The 18,213-nt window shown below is 72.7% G+C and carries 13 protein-coding genes and 1 pseudogene; 10 read left to right on the top strand and 4 right to left on the bottom strand.

Annotated elements, in window-relative coordinates:
- Positions 1–311 precede the first annotated feature (311 nt).
- Positions 312–1,049, top strand: coding sequence for a GntR family transcriptional regulator (locus tag RKE29_RS17560; protein WP_312006364.1), 738 nt, complete (start codon positions 312–314; stop codon positions 1,047–1,049).
- Positions 1,050–2,184: 1,135 nt separating this feature from the next.
- Here the strand turns inward: RKE29_RS17560 and RKE29_RS17555 are convergent.
- Entirely contained in the window at positions 2,185–3,954 is a 1,770-nt protein-coding gene (locus RKE29_RS17555; RefSeq protein ID WP_312006365.1) for a phospholipid carrier-dependent glycosyltransferase, read from the bottom strand.
- Between the two features lie 142 nt (positions 3,955–4,096).
- Between RKE29_RS17555 and rsmI the strand changes: the two genes are divergently transcribed.
- From rsmI to RKE29_RS17510, 9 genes are all read left to right on the top strand, one after another.
- On the top strand, positions 4,097–4,975 hold the full coding sequence (gene rsmI / locus RKE29_RS17550) for a 16S rRNA (cytidine(1402)-2'-O)-methyltransferase (protein WP_312006363.1): 879 nt from the start codon (positions 4,097–4,099) through the stop codon (positions 4,973–4,975).
- A 151-nt stretch (positions 4,976–5,126) separates the two neighbouring features.
- Positions 5,127–5,555, top strand: a complete 429-nt coding sequence (locus tag RKE29_RS17545; RefSeq protein ID WP_312006362.1) for a hypothetical protein — start codon at positions 5,127–5,129, stop codon at positions 5,553–5,555.
- Positions 5,556–5,643: 88 nt separating this feature from the next.
- Complete coding sequence (locus RKE29_RS17540; protein WP_312006361.1) at positions 5,644–6,525, top strand: TatD family hydrolase; 882 nt, start codon at positions 5,644–5,646, stop codon at positions 6,523–6,525.
- Between the two features lie 44 nt (positions 6,526–6,569).
- On the top strand, positions 6,570–7,469 hold the full coding sequence (gene rsmA, locus RKE29_RS17535; RefSeq protein WP_312006360.1) for a 16S rRNA (adenine(1518)-N(6)/adenine(1519)-N(6))-dimethyltransferase RsmA: 900 nt from the start codon (positions 6,570–6,572) through the stop codon (positions 7,467–7,469).
- A gap of 137 nt (positions 7,470–7,606) precedes the next feature.
- Positions 7,607–8,566, top strand: a complete 960-nt coding sequence (locus RKE29_RS17530; protein WP_312006359.1) for a 4-(cytidine 5'-diphospho)-2-C-methyl-D-erythritol kinase — start codon at positions 7,607–7,609, stop codon at positions 8,564–8,566.
- A 267-nt stretch (positions 8,567–8,833) separates the two neighbouring features.
- On the top strand, positions 8,834–9,916 hold the full coding sequence (locus RKE29_RS17525; RefSeq protein WP_312006358.1) for a DUF4328 domain-containing protein: 1,083 nt from the start codon (positions 8,834–8,836) through the stop codon (positions 9,914–9,916).
- 200 nt (positions 9,917–10,116) lie between these two features.
- Positions 10,117–11,961: an ABC-F family ATP-binding cassette domain-containing protein gene (locus RKE29_RS17520; protein WP_312006357.1), complete on the top strand. Its 1,845-nt coding sequence runs from the start codon at positions 10,117–10,119 to the stop codon at positions 11,959–11,961.
- 308 nt (positions 11,962–12,269) lie between these two features.
- Positions 12,270–14,150, top strand: a complete 1,881-nt coding sequence (locus tag RKE29_RS17515) for a hypothetical protein (protein WP_312006356.1) — start codon at positions 12,270–12,272, stop codon at positions 14,148–14,150.
- Between the two features lie 274 nt (positions 14,151–14,424).
- A complete protein-coding gene (locus RKE29_RS17510; protein ID WP_312006355.1) occupies positions 14,425–15,138 on the top strand; it encodes a response regulator transcription factor in 714 nt (237 codons plus the stop codon).
- A gap of 132 nt (positions 15,139–15,270) precedes the next feature.
- Here the strand turns inward: RKE29_RS17510 and RKE29_RS17505 are convergent, their stop codons facing one another.
- The 3 genes and pseudogenes from RKE29_RS17505 to RKE29_RS17495 form a co-directional block, all read right to left on the bottom strand.
- Positions 15,271–15,585: a hypothetical protein gene (locus RKE29_RS17505; protein WP_312006354.1), complete on the bottom strand. Its 315-nt coding sequence runs from the start codon at positions 15,583–15,585 to the stop codon at positions 15,271–15,273.
- A gap of 26 nt (positions 15,586–15,611) precedes the next feature.
- A pseudogene (locus RKE29_RS17500) lies at positions 15,612–15,992 on the bottom strand (Na+/galactose cotransporter); the annotation flags it as partial.
- A 428-nt stretch (positions 15,993–16,420) separates the two neighbouring features.
- Positions 16,421–18,016, bottom strand: a complete 1,596-nt coding sequence (locus RKE29_RS17495) for a helix-turn-helix transcriptional regulator (protein WP_312006353.1) — start codon at positions 18,014–18,016, stop codon at positions 16,421–16,423.
- Positions 18,017–18,213 lie beyond the last annotated feature (197 nt).

Raw genomic sequence — 18,213 nt, 5'->3', positions numbered from 1 at the left:
GCCGCGCGCAACGCCGTGACCTGCTCGTTTGTCCGTTCGTGGATGGTTCCAGGCATCATGGAACTACCCCTCTGTGGGTTGGGGGAGCGGCGATCTGCTTGGCGGTAGTGCGCCGCTCCCTGCTTGTCTCGAATCGACGTGCCTTGACCGGGTAAGCCCCCGGTCAGGGCACGTCGAGTAGAGGCGCAAAACACGCCTCAGTGGCCCGTCAGCACCTGTCCTCCAGGCCCCAACAGCTCTAGAGTGTTCTAGAGCGGGTACTTGAGTGTCAAGGGCCGTACTAGAGCACTTCAGAGCGGAGGCGTGTAATCGTGGCTGAGAACCACCAGGGGCTCGCCCCCTACCGGCGCATTGCTGCGCAGATCAAGGGTCGGATCGAACGCGGAGAGCTCCGCCCGGGCGACCGCATCCCGTCCGTTCGGGAGATCGAGCGCACCGAGGGTGTCTCGACCGCGACGGCGACCCGCGTTGCTGCCGTACTCAGGGCAGAGGGGTACGCCGAGTCCATCCCGGGTGTCGGCACGATCGTGAGTGCCCCGCGCAAGCAGACGACGGGACCGGACCGGCTGTCGATGCTTCGAGCTGGTGGCAGCGGTTTCCGGTCTGGTGAGCGCACGGAGATCCTGTGCTCCGCACTGGTGCCAGCAGCAGAGTCGATCGCTGCTGCTCTGGGTGTCCGTGAAGGGGAAGACGTCGTTCAGCGACAGCGGGTGTACCGCGATGACCAAGGGGTCGTTGCCCTGTCGACTTCCTGGCTTCCCGGCGAACTCGCCGAGTCCGCCCCTGAGCTGCTCTCGGTAGAACCGTTGCCGAAGATGACCTTCGGCCTCGTGGAAGAGCGAACCGGGCGACGAGTCGTGCGGCGTCGCGACGTGGTGGCCATCCGGCCTGTGCCGGAAGACGTTGCCGAGACGCTAGGCGTGCCGGTCGGAACGGCGGCACTGACCATGACTAACTGCTACTGGGACCAGAACGGGGCCGCGACGGAATACGCGATCGACTTCCTGGGCACAGGCCGGGAGCTCTCCGCTGAGTACGAACTGGACTGACTGAAGGAAGGACCGCCCTTCGGGCGGGCGTTCGTCGGCGCGCCGTCGCCCCGTGGGGTCGGCGGCCGTCGCGCGTCTGCGGCCGGACGTGCGACGGGGGCGCGCCTTCCAAGGGATGCGGCCGTCTGCCTGCTCCGGTCTGCCAGGGGTTCCCGAGGCTTTTCAGGGGGGGAGGAGTCGGCGCCGTACGTGCAAGAGGAGCACCCCGGGGGGAGACGTGCTCCTCTTGCTCGTACGGACGACGCGGCCGGTGCCCCCTCTGAAAAGCCGCATGCTGCGGCAGAGGGTCGTCGGCAGAGGGCCCGTGGTGGCCCGTGGGAAGAGACCACCCCCGCCCGGCCGGGTGGTCTCTTCGGTGCCTGCCTCGATGAGCCGTGGCTCGGGGCATTGCGGGTCCGCCGAGGGGCCCTCCCCTCCCTAAGAGCCTCCCCGGTGATGTGTCCGGCCGCAGACGCGTGACCGCCGTCAGCCCCACGGGCCGACCGCGCGCCGACAAACGTCCGCCCGAAGGGCGGTCCCTCTTGGGGCGCTCCCCGTCACTGTCTGTATCAGGGAGGGAGGTAGGGCCTCACCTGGCGGGCCCTGTTCGAGGGGTTCAGGACCCGTCCCGGGGGTGGCCTCCCTGCCTTCTTGGCCTCCCTGAGCCATGGTCTGTGCAGGTCGGGCCAGGGAGGCATGCCCAGGGAGGCGGGCAGGGAGTTCTCCCTGCCCNAGGGAGGCATGCCCAGGGAGGCGGGCAGGGAGTTCTCCCTGCCCCTCCGGGCGCCTCCCTGTACTCAGCGTCGCCATAGCGGCGTGCAACCCACCGTGCGGCCGGGCCTCCCCGGGCGGCGGGAAGGCCGCCCGGCCGGGGCCAGCACCCGGAGCGATAGCGGCCCCGGCCGGGGTCCCCAACCCCGCGTAGGGCCGGTTCGGCGCCTTCCCGCCCCCGGGCCCGCTAACGGCTAACAGCCTGCTCAACGGCCGTTCGAGCCGCTAGCGGGGCCGCTAACGTTAGCGGGGGTCGCCGCTAGCGTTAGCGGCCCCCCGCCGCCCCCGTCGGGCCGTCTGTGGGCCGTGCGACGACAGCCAACGACGACCAATGACGACCAACGACGACGGCCAACCGATCGGACCCCACCCCGCAGAACGCCAGCTAGATCCACGTATCCAGCCACATGCGGTCGCGCCAGGAGTCGATGGGGATCGCCGTGCCGCTGTACAGCGGGTAGAAGTAGATGAAGTTCCACACGATCAGGAGCACGAGCACGCCCGAGGCGACCGTGCCCGTCACCCGCCGGGTCTCGGTGGCGCCGGGCGGCCCGAGCATCGCGCCGACCATCATCGACACCGCCAGGCACAGGAACGGCACGAAGACGACCGTGTAGAAGTTGAAGATCGTGCGGTCCTGGTAGTGGAACCACGGCAGGTAGCCGCCGACCAGCCCGCACAGCACCGCGCCCGCCCGCCAGTCGCGCCGCAGCGCCCACCGGTACAGCAGGTACAGCACCGCGAAGCACGCCGCCCACCACAGCAGGGGCGTGCCGAGCGCCAGCACCTCCCGCGCGCACTTGCCCGGCGCGTCCGCCGGGCAGCCCTGGTGGCCGGGCTCCGGCGACTGGTAGAAGAAGGACACCGGGCGGGACTGCACCAGCCAGCTCCACGGGTTGGACTGGTAGGTGTGCGGCGAGTCCAGGCCCACGTTGAACTTGTAGACCTCCTTCTCGTAGTGCCACAGGCTGATCAGCGGGTTGAACCAGGACAGCGGCCCGTGGTCGGTGTGGCCGCCCTCGGTCTCGGCCCAGTGGCGGAAGTAGCCGCTGTGCTCCCAGCCGCGCTCCCGGGAGTACGTGCCGCTGTGCGCGAACCAGCCCGACCAGGTGGCCAGGTACGTCACCAGGGCCACCGGCACCAGGGACAGGAACGTCCACGGCGTGTCCCGCAGCAGCGAGGCGCGGCGCGGGCGCAGGGCGCCGGCGGTGCGCCGCGAGGCCATGTCCCACAGGACGACCATCACGCCGAGCGCGGCCAGCACGTACAGCCCGGACCACTTGGTGGCGCAGGCCAGGCCCAGGCACACCCCGGCGGCCACCCGCCACGGCCGCCAGCCGAGCTTCAGCCGGCCGCCGATCTCCGGGTCGGGCCGGGCGGTGCCGTCGGCCCCGACCGGCAGGGCGGCGGCCAGCCGGGCGCGGGCCTTGTCGCGGTCCACGAGCACGCAGCCGAAGGCGGCCAGGACGAAGAACGACAGCACCAGGTCCAGCAGGGCCGCGCGGGACATCACGAAGTGCAGCCCGTCCACCGCGAGCAGGCCGCCGGCCAGGCAGCCCAGGAAGGTGGACCGGAACAGCCGCCGCCCGATCCGGCACAGCATCAGCACCGACAGCGTGCCGAGCAGGGCGACCATGAAGCGCCAGCCGAACGGGTTCAGCCCGAAGATCTGCTCGCCGATCGCGATGACCCACTTGCCGGCCGGCGGGTGGACCACGTACCCGGCGGAGTCGCCGAGCGGGATGTGCTGCGGGTCGGCGAGGATCTGCTCGTTGGCGTCCTTGGGCCAGGTGCCCTCGTACCCCAGCTTCAGCAGCGCCCAGGCGTCCTTGGCGTAGTAGGTCTCGTCGAATATGACGGCGTTCGGGCTGCCCAGGCGCCAGAAGCGCAGCACGCCGGCCAGCAGCGCCACCAGCAGCGGCCCGCCCCAGCCGGTCCACCGGGCCAGCCGGGCGGCCGTCGCGGGGGTGGCGCCGAGGGTTTCCCACAGCCGCGTGCCGGGCTCGCGGTACGGCGGTACCAGCCGCTCGCGCACGTCGGTCCGGGGCCGGCCCGGGTATCCGAAACGGCGCAGCCGGCGCTGCCAGGCGGGCGGCTCGCCTGCGGCGTGGCCCTGCCGGATCCGGGTCGCGGTGTCAGTCGTCACGCGGCCCATCGTAGGGAAGGCGTCCGACATCGGTACCGACCATGCCGAATACGGCGGGCCGCACCCTTGCGCGCGGGGGCGGCCGCGGGTCCCGCGCCGGGGCGGTGCGCCGGCCCGCGGGCCGGCGCGCGGGCCTTGCGAGAATGGCCCGGTGACAGGAACGCTCGTACTGGCCGGTACCCCGATCGGGGACCTCGCCGACGCCCCCGCCCGGCTCGCCGCGGAGCTGGCCGCGGCCGACGTCGTCGCCGCCGAGGACACCCGGCGGCTGCGCCGTCTCACCCAGGCGCTGGACGTGCGGCCGGCCGGCCGGGTGGTGTCGTACTTCGAGGGCAACGAGGTCGCCCGCACGCCCGAGTTGGTCGAGGCGCTGGCGGCCGGCGCGCGCGTGCTGCTGGTCACCGACGCCGGCATGCCGTCGGTGTCCGACCCGGGCTACCGGCTGGTGGCCGCGGCCGTCGAGCGCGGCGTGCGGGTCACGGCCGTGCCGGGCCCGTCCGCGGTGCTCACCGCGCTGGCCGTGTCCGGCCTGCCGGTGGACCGCTTCTGCTTCGAGGGCTTCCCGCCGCGCAAGGCGGGCGAGCGGCTGGCCCGGCTGCGCGAGGCGGCCGGCGAGCGCCGCACGCTGGTGTACTTCGAGTCGCCGCACCGCCTGGCCGACACCCTGGCGGCCATGGCCGAGGCGTTCGGCGGCGACCGCCGGGCCGCGGTGTGCCGGGAGTTGACCAAGACCTACGAGGAGGTCCGGCGCGGCCCGCTCGCGGAGCTGGCGGCCTGGGCCGCCGAGGGCGTACGGGGCGAGATCACCGTCGTCGTGGCCGGGGCCCCGGCCGCCGGGGCCGAGGCGCCGGACGCCGCCGAGCTGGCCCGCCGGGTGGCCGTGCGGGAAGAGGCGGGGGAGCGCCGCAAGGAGGCCATCGCGGCGGTCGCCGCGGCCGCGGGCCTGCCCAAGCGGGCCGTCTTCGATGCCGTCGTCGCGGCAAAAAACACGGTCGAAATCGAGCCATCGCCGGGTAAAGGACTCTCGTGAGAAGCAAAGCTTCGGCCGCGTAGCCGGACGTTTTCGGCATAGCAGGACCAAATCTGGATCAAGGGGTACTGCTATACGCGCGGGTAAGGCGTCCACTGGGACCGGGATGTCCAACCCGGAAACACTTGTCCTGGGGACAAGAGGAGCTGCCATGAGCGAGATCGCAGGAACCTCCCGCGGCGTTCACCCGATACGCCGCGCCGGTGGCCCGGCGTCCGCGGAGAACGTCCACGAGGCGTACTCCTTCGCCTGCATGAGATGCGGGCACGGCTGGGAGCAGGCGTACGAGATCGAGCACCACGTGGACGCCGGCGGCCAGGCGTTCGTCGTCTACTACGCGGAGGGGGCCCGCGTCCGGTCCCCGCTGACCAGTCCCACCTGTGTCAACTGCGGCGAGCACGTGGTGCGCATCATGCGGCCGGGGCAGGTCTCGACGGCCGTCGCGCACCAGCGGACGCGGCGCGCGCCCGCGCGGGCGGCGGGAGAGCCCGCGCGGGACGGCGACGCGCCGGCGGAAGGGCGGCGGGAGCACCACTGGCTGGCGGACCTGCTGCGGCCGTTCAGCCGCCACCGCGCATGAGCGCGGCCGTTCCCGGATGAGCGGAATGCCGCGGGTGTCCCGGGACGTGTGACCCGGGACACTCCGGCGGTATTCCTAGAATGACGCCATGGCGACAAAGGCACCGGCTCACGACGGCAGCGACGGCAAGAGCGGCGCGGCAAAGAAAAACAAAAGGGATTCGGATGTCCCGCCGCCGCTCCCGGAACCGCTGCGGGTGCCCGTCGCCGATTCCCACACCCACCTGGACATGCAGCGGGGTCCGGTCGACGAGGCCCTGGCCAAGGCCGCCGCGGTCGGCGTGACGACCGTCGTCCAGGTGGGCTGCGACCTGCCCGGCTCCCGCTGGGCCGCCGAGACGGCCGCCGCGTACGACGGCGTGTGGGCCGCCGTCGCCCTCCACCCGAACGAGGCCCCCCGGCTCGCCGACCTCGACGCCGCCCTGGACGAGATCGACGCTCTCGCCGCCCTGCCGCAGGTCCGCGGCGTCGGCGAGACGGGCCTGGACTACTACCGCACCGGCCCGGAGGGCGCGGCGGCGCAGGCCCACTCCTTCCGCCGCCACGTCGACATCGCCAAGCGGCACGGCAAGGCCCTGGTCATCCACGACCGCGACGCCCACGACGACGTACTGCGCATCCTGGCCGAGGAGGGCGCGCCCGACACGGTCGTCTTCCACTGCTACTCCGGCGACGCGGACATGGCCAGAATCTGCGCCCGGCACGGCTACCACATGTCCTTCGCGGGCAACGTCACCTTCAAGAACGCCCAGCCCCTGCGCGACGCCCTGGCCGTCGCCCCGGCCGACCTGGTCCTGGTCGAGACCGACGCCCCCTACCTGACCCCGGTGCCCCACCGCGGCCGCCCGAACGCGCCGTACCTGATCCCGGTCACGCTGCGCGCGATGGCCGACATCAGAGGGGTGGACGAGGACACGCTCGCGGAGGCGGTCGCGGCCAACACCGCCCGCGTCTTCGGCTACGAGCGGTAGGCCCTGTCACCCCGGGGTCCGGTCCGGCCGCGTACCCTGCACCGGTGAGCACCACCGGTCCCGCCGACCCCGGCCCCGACGCCCTCCTCGCCGCCGACGCCCTGCTCGGCCCGGCCGACGTCCGCGAGCTGGCGGCCCGCCTGGGCGTGCGCCCGACCAAGCAGCGCGGCCAGAACTTCGTCATCGACGCCAACACCGTCCGCCGCATCGTCCGCACCGCCGGCGTACGGCCCGACGACGTCGCCGTCGAGATCGGCCCGGGCCTCGGCTCGCTGACCCTGGCCCTGCTCCAGGCCGCGGACCGGGTCACGGCCGTGGAGATCGACGACGTGCTGGCCGCCGCCCTGCCCCGTACGGTCGCGGACCGGCTGCCGGACCGGGCCGACCGCTTCACCCTCGTGCACGCCGACGCCCTGCGCGTCACCGAGCTGCCCGGCCCGCCGCCGACCGCGCTCGTGGCCAACCTGCCCTACAACGTCGCCGTGCCCGTCCTGCTGCACATGCTCGCCCGCTTCCCCAGCATCGAGCGGAGCCTGGTCATGGTGCAGGCCGAGGTCGCCGACCGGCTCGCGGCGCCCCCCGGATCCCGGGTTTACGGCGTCCCGTCCGTCAAAGCCGCGTGGTACGCCGAGGTGCGCCGCGCGGGCTCCATCGGCCGCACCGTCTTCTGGCCCGCGCCGAACGTCGACTCCGGCCTGGTCTCCCTCGTCCGCCGCGCCGCGCCGCCGTCGGCCGCCGTACCGGCCGAGGAGGTCTTCGCGGTGGTCGACGCGGCTTTCGCGCAGCGCCGCAAGACGCTGCGCGCGGCGCTCGCGGGCTGGGCGGGCTCGGCGGCCGCCGCGGAGGCGGCGCTGGTGGCGGCCGGGATTCCGCCGGGGGCGCGCGGCGAGTCGCTGACGGTCGAGCAGTTCGCGGCGCTCGCCGAGCAGCGGCCCGCGCGCTGAGCGGCCCTGCCGCGTCCAGGACAATGAGTCCGCCGCCCGGCGCCGCGTCCTGGCCCGTACGGCCGGCCCGCGCGCGCACCCGGGAAACGCCCGCACCGTCCCGCGGGCGCCGCACCGCATCGAGGAGACCCGCACCCGTGACCCGTTCCGTGACCGTCCGCGTCCCCGCGAAGGTCAACGTCCAGCTCGCGGTGGGCGGCCTGCGCCCCGACGGCTTCCACGACCTCGCCAGCGTCTTCCTCGCCGTCGGCCTGTACGACCGGGTCACCGCCGCCACCCCGCCCCCGGGCGCCGCGCCCGCCGGACCCCGCCTGACCGTGTCCGGGCCGGACGCCGCGCAGGTGCCCGTGGACCGTACGAACCTGGCCGCGCGCGCCGCCGAACTGCTCGCCGCCCGGTACGGCGTCGCGCCCGCCGTCCACCTGCACATCGACAAGGACATCCCGGTCGCGGGCGGCATGGCGGGCGGCAGCGCCGACGCCGCCGCGGCGCTGGTGGCCTGCGACGCCCTGTGGGGCACCGGCGCCTCCCGCGACGACCTGCTCGGCCTGTGCGCCGAACTGGGCAGCGACGTGCCGTTCAGCCTGGTCGGCGGCGCGGCGCTGGGCCGCGGGCGCGGGGAGCTGCTCACGCCGCTGGCGGTGGGCGGACCGTTCTTCTGGGTGTTCGCGGTGGCGGACGGCGGCCTGTCCACACCGGCCGTCTACCGGGAGTGCGACCGGCTGCGCGAGGCCGCCGGTACGGGGGCGACGGCCGCGGAGCTGCCCGCGCCCGAGCCGTCCCCGGCGCTGCTGGAGGCGCTGCGGACCGGGGACGTGGCGGGCCTGGCCGTGGCCCTGGCGGCGGGCGGCTCCAGCAACGACCTCCAGGCGGCGGCGGTCTCGCTGCGGCCCTCCCTGGCCGGCACCCTGCGGGCGGGCACGGACGCGGGCGCGCTGGCGGCGATCGTGTCCGGCTCCGGGCCGACCTGCGCGTTCCTGGCGAAGGACGCGCAGGCCGCGGCGGAGGTCGCCGCCGCGCTGCGCGCCTCGGGCACCTGCCGGGAGGCGCGGGTGGCGGCGGGGCCGGTGGACGGCGCCACGGCGCTGCCCGGCTGACGGGCCGCGGACCGCGGGACCGCGGCGGGGCCGCCGCCGAGGCGCGGGCCCGGCAGGCGCACGGCAGGGAGACCGGAGGCCAGAAGGGCGTCCGGGATGAACGGGGTGAAAAGGGGCCGGAAAGAACACCGGGACCAGAGGGAAAACCGGTGAGAAAGCCCCGAGTCCGGTCAATCCACCATGAGTCAAGCGATGCTGGTTGTACCCGGACCTAACCTGCCGGTCCACGGGGGCCCTCAGCGTGAGCCGGACGACAGGGGTGAACCGATGCTGTGCCAACGCTGCCAGCTGACCCATCCGGGACCCAACGGGCGCTGCACCAACTGCGGCGACGCCACAGCGGCGGTCTCCGCGGTGCCCTTAGAGGACCACGGGGCCGCCCACGGCGGATACGTGCCCCTGCTGCTGCGCCCGCTGCCGGTCGCCGCACTCGGCGCGGTGGCCTCGGTCATGCTCGGGCTCGTCGCCTGCATGGCACTGCTGCGCCTGATCGCCGACGTCGACGCGTACACCGCGCTGGACGACCCGCGCGTCCTCTACCTGGACAAGTCCTTCTGGGACTTCTGGAACCTGATGTGCCTGCTGATGATGCTGGGCTTCGCCGGAGCGGTCCCGTCCTTCCTGGTCTGGTTCTACCGGGTGCGGATGAACGCGGAGGTGCTCGCGCCCGGCCGCCAGCGGCAGGGGCCGGGCATGGCGATCGGCGGCTGGTTCATCCCCTTCGCCAACTGCTGGGTGCCCAAACAGGTCGCCGACGACATCGTCGCCGCCAGCCGCGCCGAGGCGGCCGGCCCGCCCCGGCGCGGCACCTCGGGCGGCCGGGGCTGGCTGCCCGGGCCGGGCGTGGTGCGCGGGTGGTGGGTGACCTGGGTGGGCTCCGGCGTGGTCGCCACGTTCGCCTGGATGCTGCTGTACGTGGCGCGCGAGCGGCACGACCTGGCGGCGCTGCGCGCCGGGCTGATGCTGCTGGCCTTCGGGGACGCGGGGCTGGTCGCGGCCGCGGTGCTCGGCGTGTTCACGGTCCGCATGGTCGGCGGGCTCCAGGAGGCGCGGTTCGGCTTCGCCCGCCGCGCGTACCCGTTCGCGCCGCCGTCCGGCCAGCTCCCGCTGCCGCCCGGCCCGATCCCGCAGCAGCCGGCGTACGGCCGTATGACGGGCTCGGTGGCGACCGGCGGCCAGACCACCGGCACCCACACCAGCACGCACCACACCAGCACCCACCACACGAGCACCCACCACACCGGCACCCACGCCACCAGCTCCTCGGGGACGGAGGCGCCCACGGTGCCGACCATGCCGTCGGCCGGAACGGGCAACTCCACGCCGCCGCGGTGGGCGTCCGGCGCGTGACGGCCACCCCGGCGGCGCGGTGTCCGGCCGCCGGCAAGCGCGGTGCGGCCCGGCCGCCGGGCGTGACGGCCCGGCCCGTACGCCGCGAGCACGGCCGCCGGGCCCGCGGACCCCGCCACCGGGAGGCGGCCGGGCGGCCGGGCACCCCCTCGCGGCCGACTAGGCTGGGGCGCTGGAAGATCCGGCGTCCCAGGAGTGAGATGGCCACCAACCTCGTCAATCTGGAAGGCGTCAGCAAGGTCTACGGCACCCGTGCCCTGCTCGACGGCGTCTCCCTCGGTGTGAACGAGGGCGACCGGATCGGCGTCGTCGGCCGCAACGGGGACGGCAAGACCACCCTGGTGCGCATCCTGGCCCGGCGCGAGGGCGCCGACAGCGGGCGCGCCACGCACGCCGGGGACCTGCGGCTGGGCCTGCTCACCCAGGAGGACTCGCTCGACCCCGCCGCGACCGTGCGGCACGAGGTCGTCGGCGACCTCGCCGACCACGAGTGGGCGGGCGACGCCCGGATCCGCGACGTGCTCACCGGCCTGTTCGGCGGGCTCGACCTGCCCGGCTTCCCCCGGGGCCTGGACACCGTCATCGGCCCGCTGTCCGGCGGCGAGCGCCGCCGCATCGCCCTGGCCAAGCTGCTGATCGGCGAGCACGACCTCATCTGCCTGGACGAGCCCACCAACCACCTCGACGTCGAGGGCATCGCCTGGCTCGCCGACCACCTGCGCGCCCGCCGCTCGGCGCTGGTGGTGGTCACGCACGACCGGTGGTTCCTCGACCAGGTCTGCACCCGCATGTGGGACGTGCAGCGCGGCGCGGTGTACGAGTACGAGGGCGGGTACAGCGACTACGTCTTCGCCCGGGCCGAGCGGGAGCGGATCGCCGCCAGCGAGGAGGCCAAGCGGCAGAACCTCGTCCGCAAGGAGCTGGCCTGGCTGCGCCGCGGCGCCCCGGCCCGTACCAGCAAGCCGCGCTTCCGGATCGAGGCCGCCAACGACCTGATCGCGGACGTGCCCCCGCCCCGGGACTCCGCCGAGCTGATGCGGTTCGCGAACTCCCGGCTCGGCAAGACCGTCTTCGAGCTGGCGGACGTGACCGTGACGGCCGGCCCCAAGGTGCTGCTGAAGCACCTCACCTGGCAGCTCGGCCCCGGCGACCGGATCGGCCTGGTGGGCGTGAACGGCGCCGGGAAGACCTCCCTGCTGCGCACGCTGGCCGACGCGGACCGTACGGACGGCGAGCGGCAGCCCGCCGCCGGCCGGGTCGTGGTGGGCCGCACCGTGCGGCTCGGCTACCTCTCCCAGGAGGTCGCCGAACTGGACCCGGCCTGGCGGGTGCTGGAGGCCGTGGAGCGGGTGCGGCAGCGTGTGGACCTGGGCAAGGGCCGGGAGCTGACGGCCTCCCAGCTGTGCGAGCGGTTCGGCTTCGGCAAGGAGAAGCAGTGGACGCCGGTCGGCGACCTGTCCGGCGGCGAGCGGCGGCGGCTGCAACTGCTGCGGCTGCTGATGGACGAGCCGAACGTGCTGTTCCTGGACGAGCCCACCAACGACCTCGACATCGAGACGCTGACCCAGCTGGAGGACCTGCTGGACGGGTGGCCGGGGTCGCTGGTGGTCATCAGCCACGACCGGTACTTCCTGGAGCGCACCTGCGACACGGTGTACGCGCTGCTGGGCGACGGGGCCCTGCGGATGCTGCCGCGCGGCGTGGACGAGTACCTGGAGCGCCGCCGCGCCCAGGCCCAGGCGCCCGCCGCCCCGGCCGGCCGCCGGGCCGCCGACCAGCGCCAGGCCGACCAGGCCGGGCCGGGCGAGACGCGGGAATCCGGCCAGAAGAGCGCCGCCGAGCAGCGGGCGGCGCGCAAGGAACTCCAGCGCATCGAGCGCCGCCTGGAGCGCATCGGCGCGGAGGAGGCCGAGTTGCACGGGCTGATCGCCGAGCACGCCACGGACTTCACGCGGGTCGCGGAGCTGGACGCGCGGCTGCGGGAGCTGACGGGGGAGCGCGACGAACTGGAGACGCGCTGGCTGGAGCTGGCCGAGGACGCCTGACCGCCCGCCGCCCTGCGGCCCCTCCCCGGCGAAGCCGCCTGCCCGCGCGGGCGGCTGATCCCGGGAGACCCGTGAAGAGCCTGTGCGCGTGTGTGAGGGTCGCGTCACGGGCCGGTGTCGGACGGCCGGAGGGCCGGTGGCCGGACGGCGGCGCCGTCAGTGCCGGGTGATACAAAGAACTCCCGCTCTGCCTGCACCGTGAACGGCGGGACGCCAGGCCCGGCTCGCTTCTTCCCGGAGGGCTCACCGCCCCCGGGAGCGCGGGGGAACCGGCCGGACCGTGGCCCCGCAGCGAGAAGGAACCCTCCATGTCACAGCCGCCACCGCCGCCGCAGCCCCCTCAGCCGCCGCCGGGCGGCTTCGGTGCGCCGCAGGAGCCCGGTTACGGCTACCCGCAGACCCCGCCGCCGGCGCAGCCCGGGCAGGCCCCGCCGCACGCCCAGCCCACCCAGATCAGCCAGCCGGTCCAGCCCGGCTACGGCTATCCGCCGCCGCCCGGCCAGATACCCCAGCCGCCGCAGGCTCCGCAGACCCCGCCGCCGGCCCCCCAGCCCGGCTACGGCTACCCCGGCCAGCCGCCGACGCACGCGATGCCCACCCAGGTCGGCATCCCCGCGCCGCCCGGCCCGGGAGCGCCCGCGCCGTACCAGCAGCCCGTCCCGCCGCCGCCCGGCTACGGCTACCCGCAGGCCCCCGGCCAGACGCCCCCGCCCTACCTCGGCGGCGTCCCGGGCGCGCCCGGAGGCGGCGGGGGCCGCCCGTCCGGCAGGCAGCGCATGGGCGTGATCGTCGGCGCGGTGGTCGCCGTCGCGCTGGTCGCAGTCGGCGGCATCTGGCTCGCCACCAAGGACGACGGCGGCAGCGAGGCCAAGGACAAGGACAAGGGCACCAGCCAGGGCGTGACCAGCGGTCAGGACGGCGGCGGCGAGGACACCCCGCCCCGCACGGTCGACGGGCGCCTGCTGAGCACCGTCCCCATGCCGGCGGTGCAGGACCAGGTCACCGCCGAAGGCATGTGGGTGACCGACAAGAACTTCGTCAAGTCCGGCGCGTACGAGATCGTCGGCTACCCCGTGGCCGGCGGCCCCGCCCAGTGGCGTATACCCCTGCCCGGCGAGGTCTGCTGGGCGTCCAAGCACGTCACCAGCGACGGGCTGACGGCCGTGCTGTTCCAGCCGGCCAAGGTCGACCGGGCGAAGCGGCAGTACCCCCGCTGCAGCGAGGTCGGCCTGGTGGACCTGCGCGGCGGCAGGATGCGCTGGCAGCGCAACGTCGCTGGCGGCGATGAGAAGCTCAGTTTCAACGAGGTGACCATCGGCGCCGGCACCGTGGCAGCGGGTGGCACGTCGGGCGGTGCGGCGTGGTCGCTGGACGGCGCTCAGCTGTGGAAGCCCAAGCCGGACGAGCAGTGCTCGGACGACGGCTACGCCGCCAGCGAGACGAAGCTGGTCGCCGTCCGCCGGTGCGGCGAGTACGACCGCCCGACCCTCCAGGTGCAGACACTGGATCCGAAGAACAAGGGGGCGGTGAAGTCCTCGTACAAGATGTCGCAGGGCGTCAAGTGGGTGCACATCGCATCGGTCGATCCGCTGGTCATCGCCTTCGAGGCGAGTGAGGACGTGGATGTCGGCGGCCGTGGGCTGTCGGACGTCTGGGCCATCGACGACAGCACTCGGCAGGGGACCGTGCGCGGCAGGACCTCGGTAGCGAAGAAGTACACCGCCAAGTGCAAGTCCACGAACGTCGAGGGCTGCGACCAGATCGTCGTCAGCAAGTCCGCCGACGTGATGTTCCTGGCGACGAACCCCCGCTACAACTCCTCCACGACGAAGAACGAGATGGTGGCCGTCAGCCTCAAGTCCGGACAGGTCGTCGGCAAGTCGGACGGCGTCAAGGAGGCCTCGGTCACGCCGATCGGGCTGGACAAGGACGGCCAGGTGCTCCTCTACCAGGAGAGCGGCTACACCCAGGGCGGCGCGCTCTGGCGGCTCGACCCCGCCTCGTACAAGAAGGTGAAGCTCCTTCAGAACGGGGCGGCCGGCGCGCAGATGGAGAAGAAGTTCAGCCCGGAATACCAGGACTTCAGCTACGCCGGCGGTCGGCTCTACATGGGCGACCACTACGCGACGAAGCCCCACGGCTCCTTCGATCAGGACGACCCGCTGGCGGCGATCTTCGGCGCGAGTTGAGCCGGCGGGTCCGCCGCGTTCCGTGACGGCGCCGGGGACCGTACCGACGGTACGGTCCCCGGCGCCGCCGTGCTGGTGGGACGGCGGATCCCGGTCCGCCGGAGGCTCCTGCCGAGTAGGGGGCGCGCGAAGCCGTGCCGAGCGTGTAGCTTCCCCCGGGTCAGGATGTCGGGGACTCGGGGACGAGAACGGTGGGAGGCGTTCGCGCGGACGACAGGGGCAAGGGGGCCGCTGGGGCCGGGACTTCGTTCCTGGGCGGATGGGGGGGTAGCTCATGGGCGTGCGACTCATGGTGGTCGACGACCACCGTCTGCTCGCGGAGGCACTTGCCTCGGCGTTGAAGCTGCGCGGGCACCGGGTGCTCGCCGCGGCGGCGCCGAGCGCGGGCGCGGCGGATCTGGTGGTCAGCAGAGCACCGGAGGTGTGCCTGCTGGGCACGGCCACACCGGCCGAGCCCGGCGTGTTCGATCCGGTGGCGCGGATCAAGCGGGAGCGGCCGCAGGTGGCGGTCGTCGTGCTCGGGCCGGTGCCCAGCCCGCGCGGCATCGCCGCCGCGTTCGCGGCCGGCGCGTCCGGGTACGTGCGGCACGACGAGCGGATCGACGGCGTCGAGCGGGCCATGATGAAGGCGCGCGCGGGGGAGGTGGCGGTCGCGCCGCAGCTGCTCCAGGGCGCGTTCGCCGAGCTGCTGAACCCGGCCGCGCAGCCGGACGACGAGGGGGCGCGGCTGATGGACCTGCTCACCCCGCGCGAGGTGGAGGTGCTGGTGCGGGTCGCGGAGGGCGAGGACACCCGGCTGATCGCGGCGGGCATGGGCATCGCGCCCAGCACGGCCCGCACGCACGTGCAGCGGGTGCTGATGAAGCTGGGCGTGGGCTCGCGGCTGGAGGCGGCGGCCCTGGCGGCGCGTACGGGCCTGCTGGACCGCGTCGCCCGCGACCCGGCCCCCGGCACCGGGCTCCCGGCCCCCGGAGCCGGGGCGCAGTGACCGGCGGGCCGGTACGGGCGCTTGGGGCCGGGCCGTACGGGCGTAGGGCGGGCCGGTACGGGCGTACGGCCGACCGCGGCGTACGCGCTCGTACCGGCCCGGGACCGCGGCCCCGCGGCAGCGGTCCCGGCCCTACGGCCGCCGGTCCTCGGCCCCGGGCTCCTGCCCGGGCGGCGGTGCCGCCGGCGGGGCCACCGGGCGCAGCCACGCCCAGGCCAGGAAGAAGGCGCCCAGGGCCAGCATGCCCAGGCCCGTCCACAGGTTGATGTTGATGTCCTGCGCCTTCTTCAGGTCCGCGTCGGACGCGGTGATCCCGGCGACGGTGACGATGACGCCGTAGACGGCGAACAGGCCGCCGATGATGCGGCGGATGTCGAACAGGCGGGCCGCCGTCGCCGACGCGCGCTCCAGTTCCTCGACGTCGCGCTGGTACTCGTACTCGCTCATGGGTTGCCTCGGCAGGGTCGGAGGGGTCACAGGGAGAACGGGACGTAGCAGGCCGCGGCCAGCAGCACCGCGCCCCACCCCAGCAGCGCGGGCCTGCGGTACCAGGCGTCGTCGCCCTCGGCGGGCGGCTCGGCCATGCCGGGCGAGCGGGTGCCGTAGACCAGGCCGGCCAGCGCCTCGGCGGGCTTGGGCCGGGTGAACAGCGACACGGCGAGCATCACGGCGGCGCCGACGGCGAAGGCGACGACGGAGGACACGAAGTTGGCGCCCTGGTCGCTGGGGATGTCCACGACGTGCTGCTTGTAGAGCCAGAAGTAGTTGACCATCGCGGCGACGGTGCCGGTCAGCAGGCCCCAGAAGCCGGCCGCGCCCGTGGAGCGCTTCCAGAACATGCCGATGATGAAGACGCAATACCCTGTCGGATGTGGTTTCTTGGTGCATCGGCCGGTGACGGTCAGCCGGGCGCTTGGCCGCGACGGCAGCGCGCCGAGCCGCTCCCTCTCCCACCTGCTGCTGACCTGGCCTGCGGAGCAACAGCGAGACCGGGTGGACGGTGGACGGCTGGCCCGTGTAAGCCGCTCGGGGACGCCGCTACGTCAAGGGGTGTTCATACAGTGCTGTTTCCCCTAGTCAGGGGCCTGTCTATCGAATCGAGGGCTGAACTCGTCCAGTCAGCCGCCCTCTGAAGGTCACGTAAAAGGCCCGGAACCTTCCCAGTCCTCGGGGACGGGTTCCGGGCCTTTCGTGCTGTGCGGCCCGCCGCGCCCGCTGAGAAGCGCTGTATGGGGCTCGGAGCGGGTGAGCGTCCCCTTGCGTCCCGGCAAGGAACGGGCCCTCAGACGCCACGCACGCCGTAGGCCCGCAAGGCTTCGTCCAGTTCCCGAACGGCTCGCGTCTGCTTCCACGGCTCCAGTTCGGCCCGCAGTTCCCGGATACGGCCAGCAATCCGGGGAGACCGGTTGACGGTCGTAATGCTGGCGGCCATGCCGATTCTTTCGCTTGCTTGATCGATCTCCCCTTGCTGGATATATGCTGACGACAGCCATATCAAGTTATGGGCGTGATCGCTGAGATTTGAGGTGTCCACTAGGGACATGGATTTATGGATCGCCTCTAGCGTCTCGTCGGGAGTGCAGAGATGCAACCCACATTCGGCGCGAATTGCCCAGTGAAAACCTTCCCCATAGAAGTAGTACCATGAAGCCATCGGCTGATCGGCCCCGAGCATGGCGGTCATGGCGTCGAATTCCTCGTCCAGCGCTCGCCGAGTTTGGGCGTGGTCCCCATTTGCGGCGTAAGCGCGAGCAGCTACATTAGCCGCATATCCTCGCGTTGCCCAGTTGTCAGTCTGATTGGCCCAGACTTGAGCAGCGGCGGCATGGTCAATCCCGACCCGAGGTTTTCCCTGCCAGGTAGCCATTTGACTCATGGTGGACAGGATATATGAAACCAATTCGACGTTTTCGGCGTCGTGAGCTGCGGTCCGAGCATCGTCGTAATAATACTGGGCCGACCGGTAGTCGCCAAGATCGAAGAATTGCCAGCCGACGATCTGGCTGAGTTCAGCATAGACCGACAGAAGACGGGGCTTGAGATGACTCGGCGCGTTGGCAAGAAAGCCGCTCACGAGTTCCCGTTGCGCGAAAGCGGTCCGCAGCGCGACTTGCGGTCCGAGCACGTCACCCTGCAAACGGTATTCCGGCAAGACCCTTTCTGCCTGCGTCAGGACGGCATCGTCAATGCGGCGTGAATTGGTGAGCACCCCGTTCAGGCGCTCACGTTGGTCAGCGTGCGCTATATCGAATAGCGGCGCAGCGGCGGCCATTGTGAGAGCCGCGCTGGCTTTTTGAAGCAACTCCCTACGATCCATTTCCGGGTATCCTCGCTGTGTCCACACAAGCACCGCTTGTGCGAGTTCCGTGAGGCTTATGGCCTCGATTTGTCGCATCAGTTCTTTTGGCTCTGTCAGCGATAGCAAGGCCGGTGACTGATAGCTGCTGAAAGCCTCGGTACTCGGCTGCGATTCCGGTCCGCTGCCCACGGTGGGCGGCGCGAATCCTTCCCGACCCTCGTCCGGCTGGTTGCTGTCGATCAGGTCTCTGGTCTCACACTCATAGACCTTCGCCAAGCGTTCCAAAGTGGTCAGGCTCGGCTCACGGCCGGATTGCGGCCACGACTCCCAGAATGACAACTTCTTTTGCGTCATCGGGTGTTCGCTGTCCGGGAACAGCTCGTTCCACCGGTCGGCGACCTGTTGCTGAGTCCATCCCCGGGCAATCCGCATGGCTTGCCGGGCGTTGACCGTCTCCTCGTGCTGGATGCGGGCCGCGATGGCGCCCCACGTCCAGCCCTGAGCCCGTAACCCCTCCGACAGCGCAGCCAACGCGGCCTTGCGACTCCGGTAGTGCCGGTAGTGCTTGCTGTGCGCCAACGCCGGTCTCCTCACCTGCGCTTGCCCGGTGTGTCTCCTTGCCATCGTACGGGCGGTCCGCGTGCCGCTCTGGTGTTCGTATACCCACTTAGGTGGCACCTGACGTGCGACTACTACACGTCCGTAGTAGATCTGCGGACTACGGCACGGCAACGGATCACACCTCTCGGGGTCCCCTCACGGCACCCGCCGGGCGG

The sequence above is a fragment of the Streptomyces sp. B1866 genome, from assembly GCF_031932565.1.
Lineage (GTDB): Bacteria > Actinomycetota > Actinomycetes > Streptomycetales > Streptomycetaceae > Streptomyces.
Note: the sequence above shows the minus strand (reverse complement) of the source record. Positions and strands in the feature narration are given on the sequence as shown.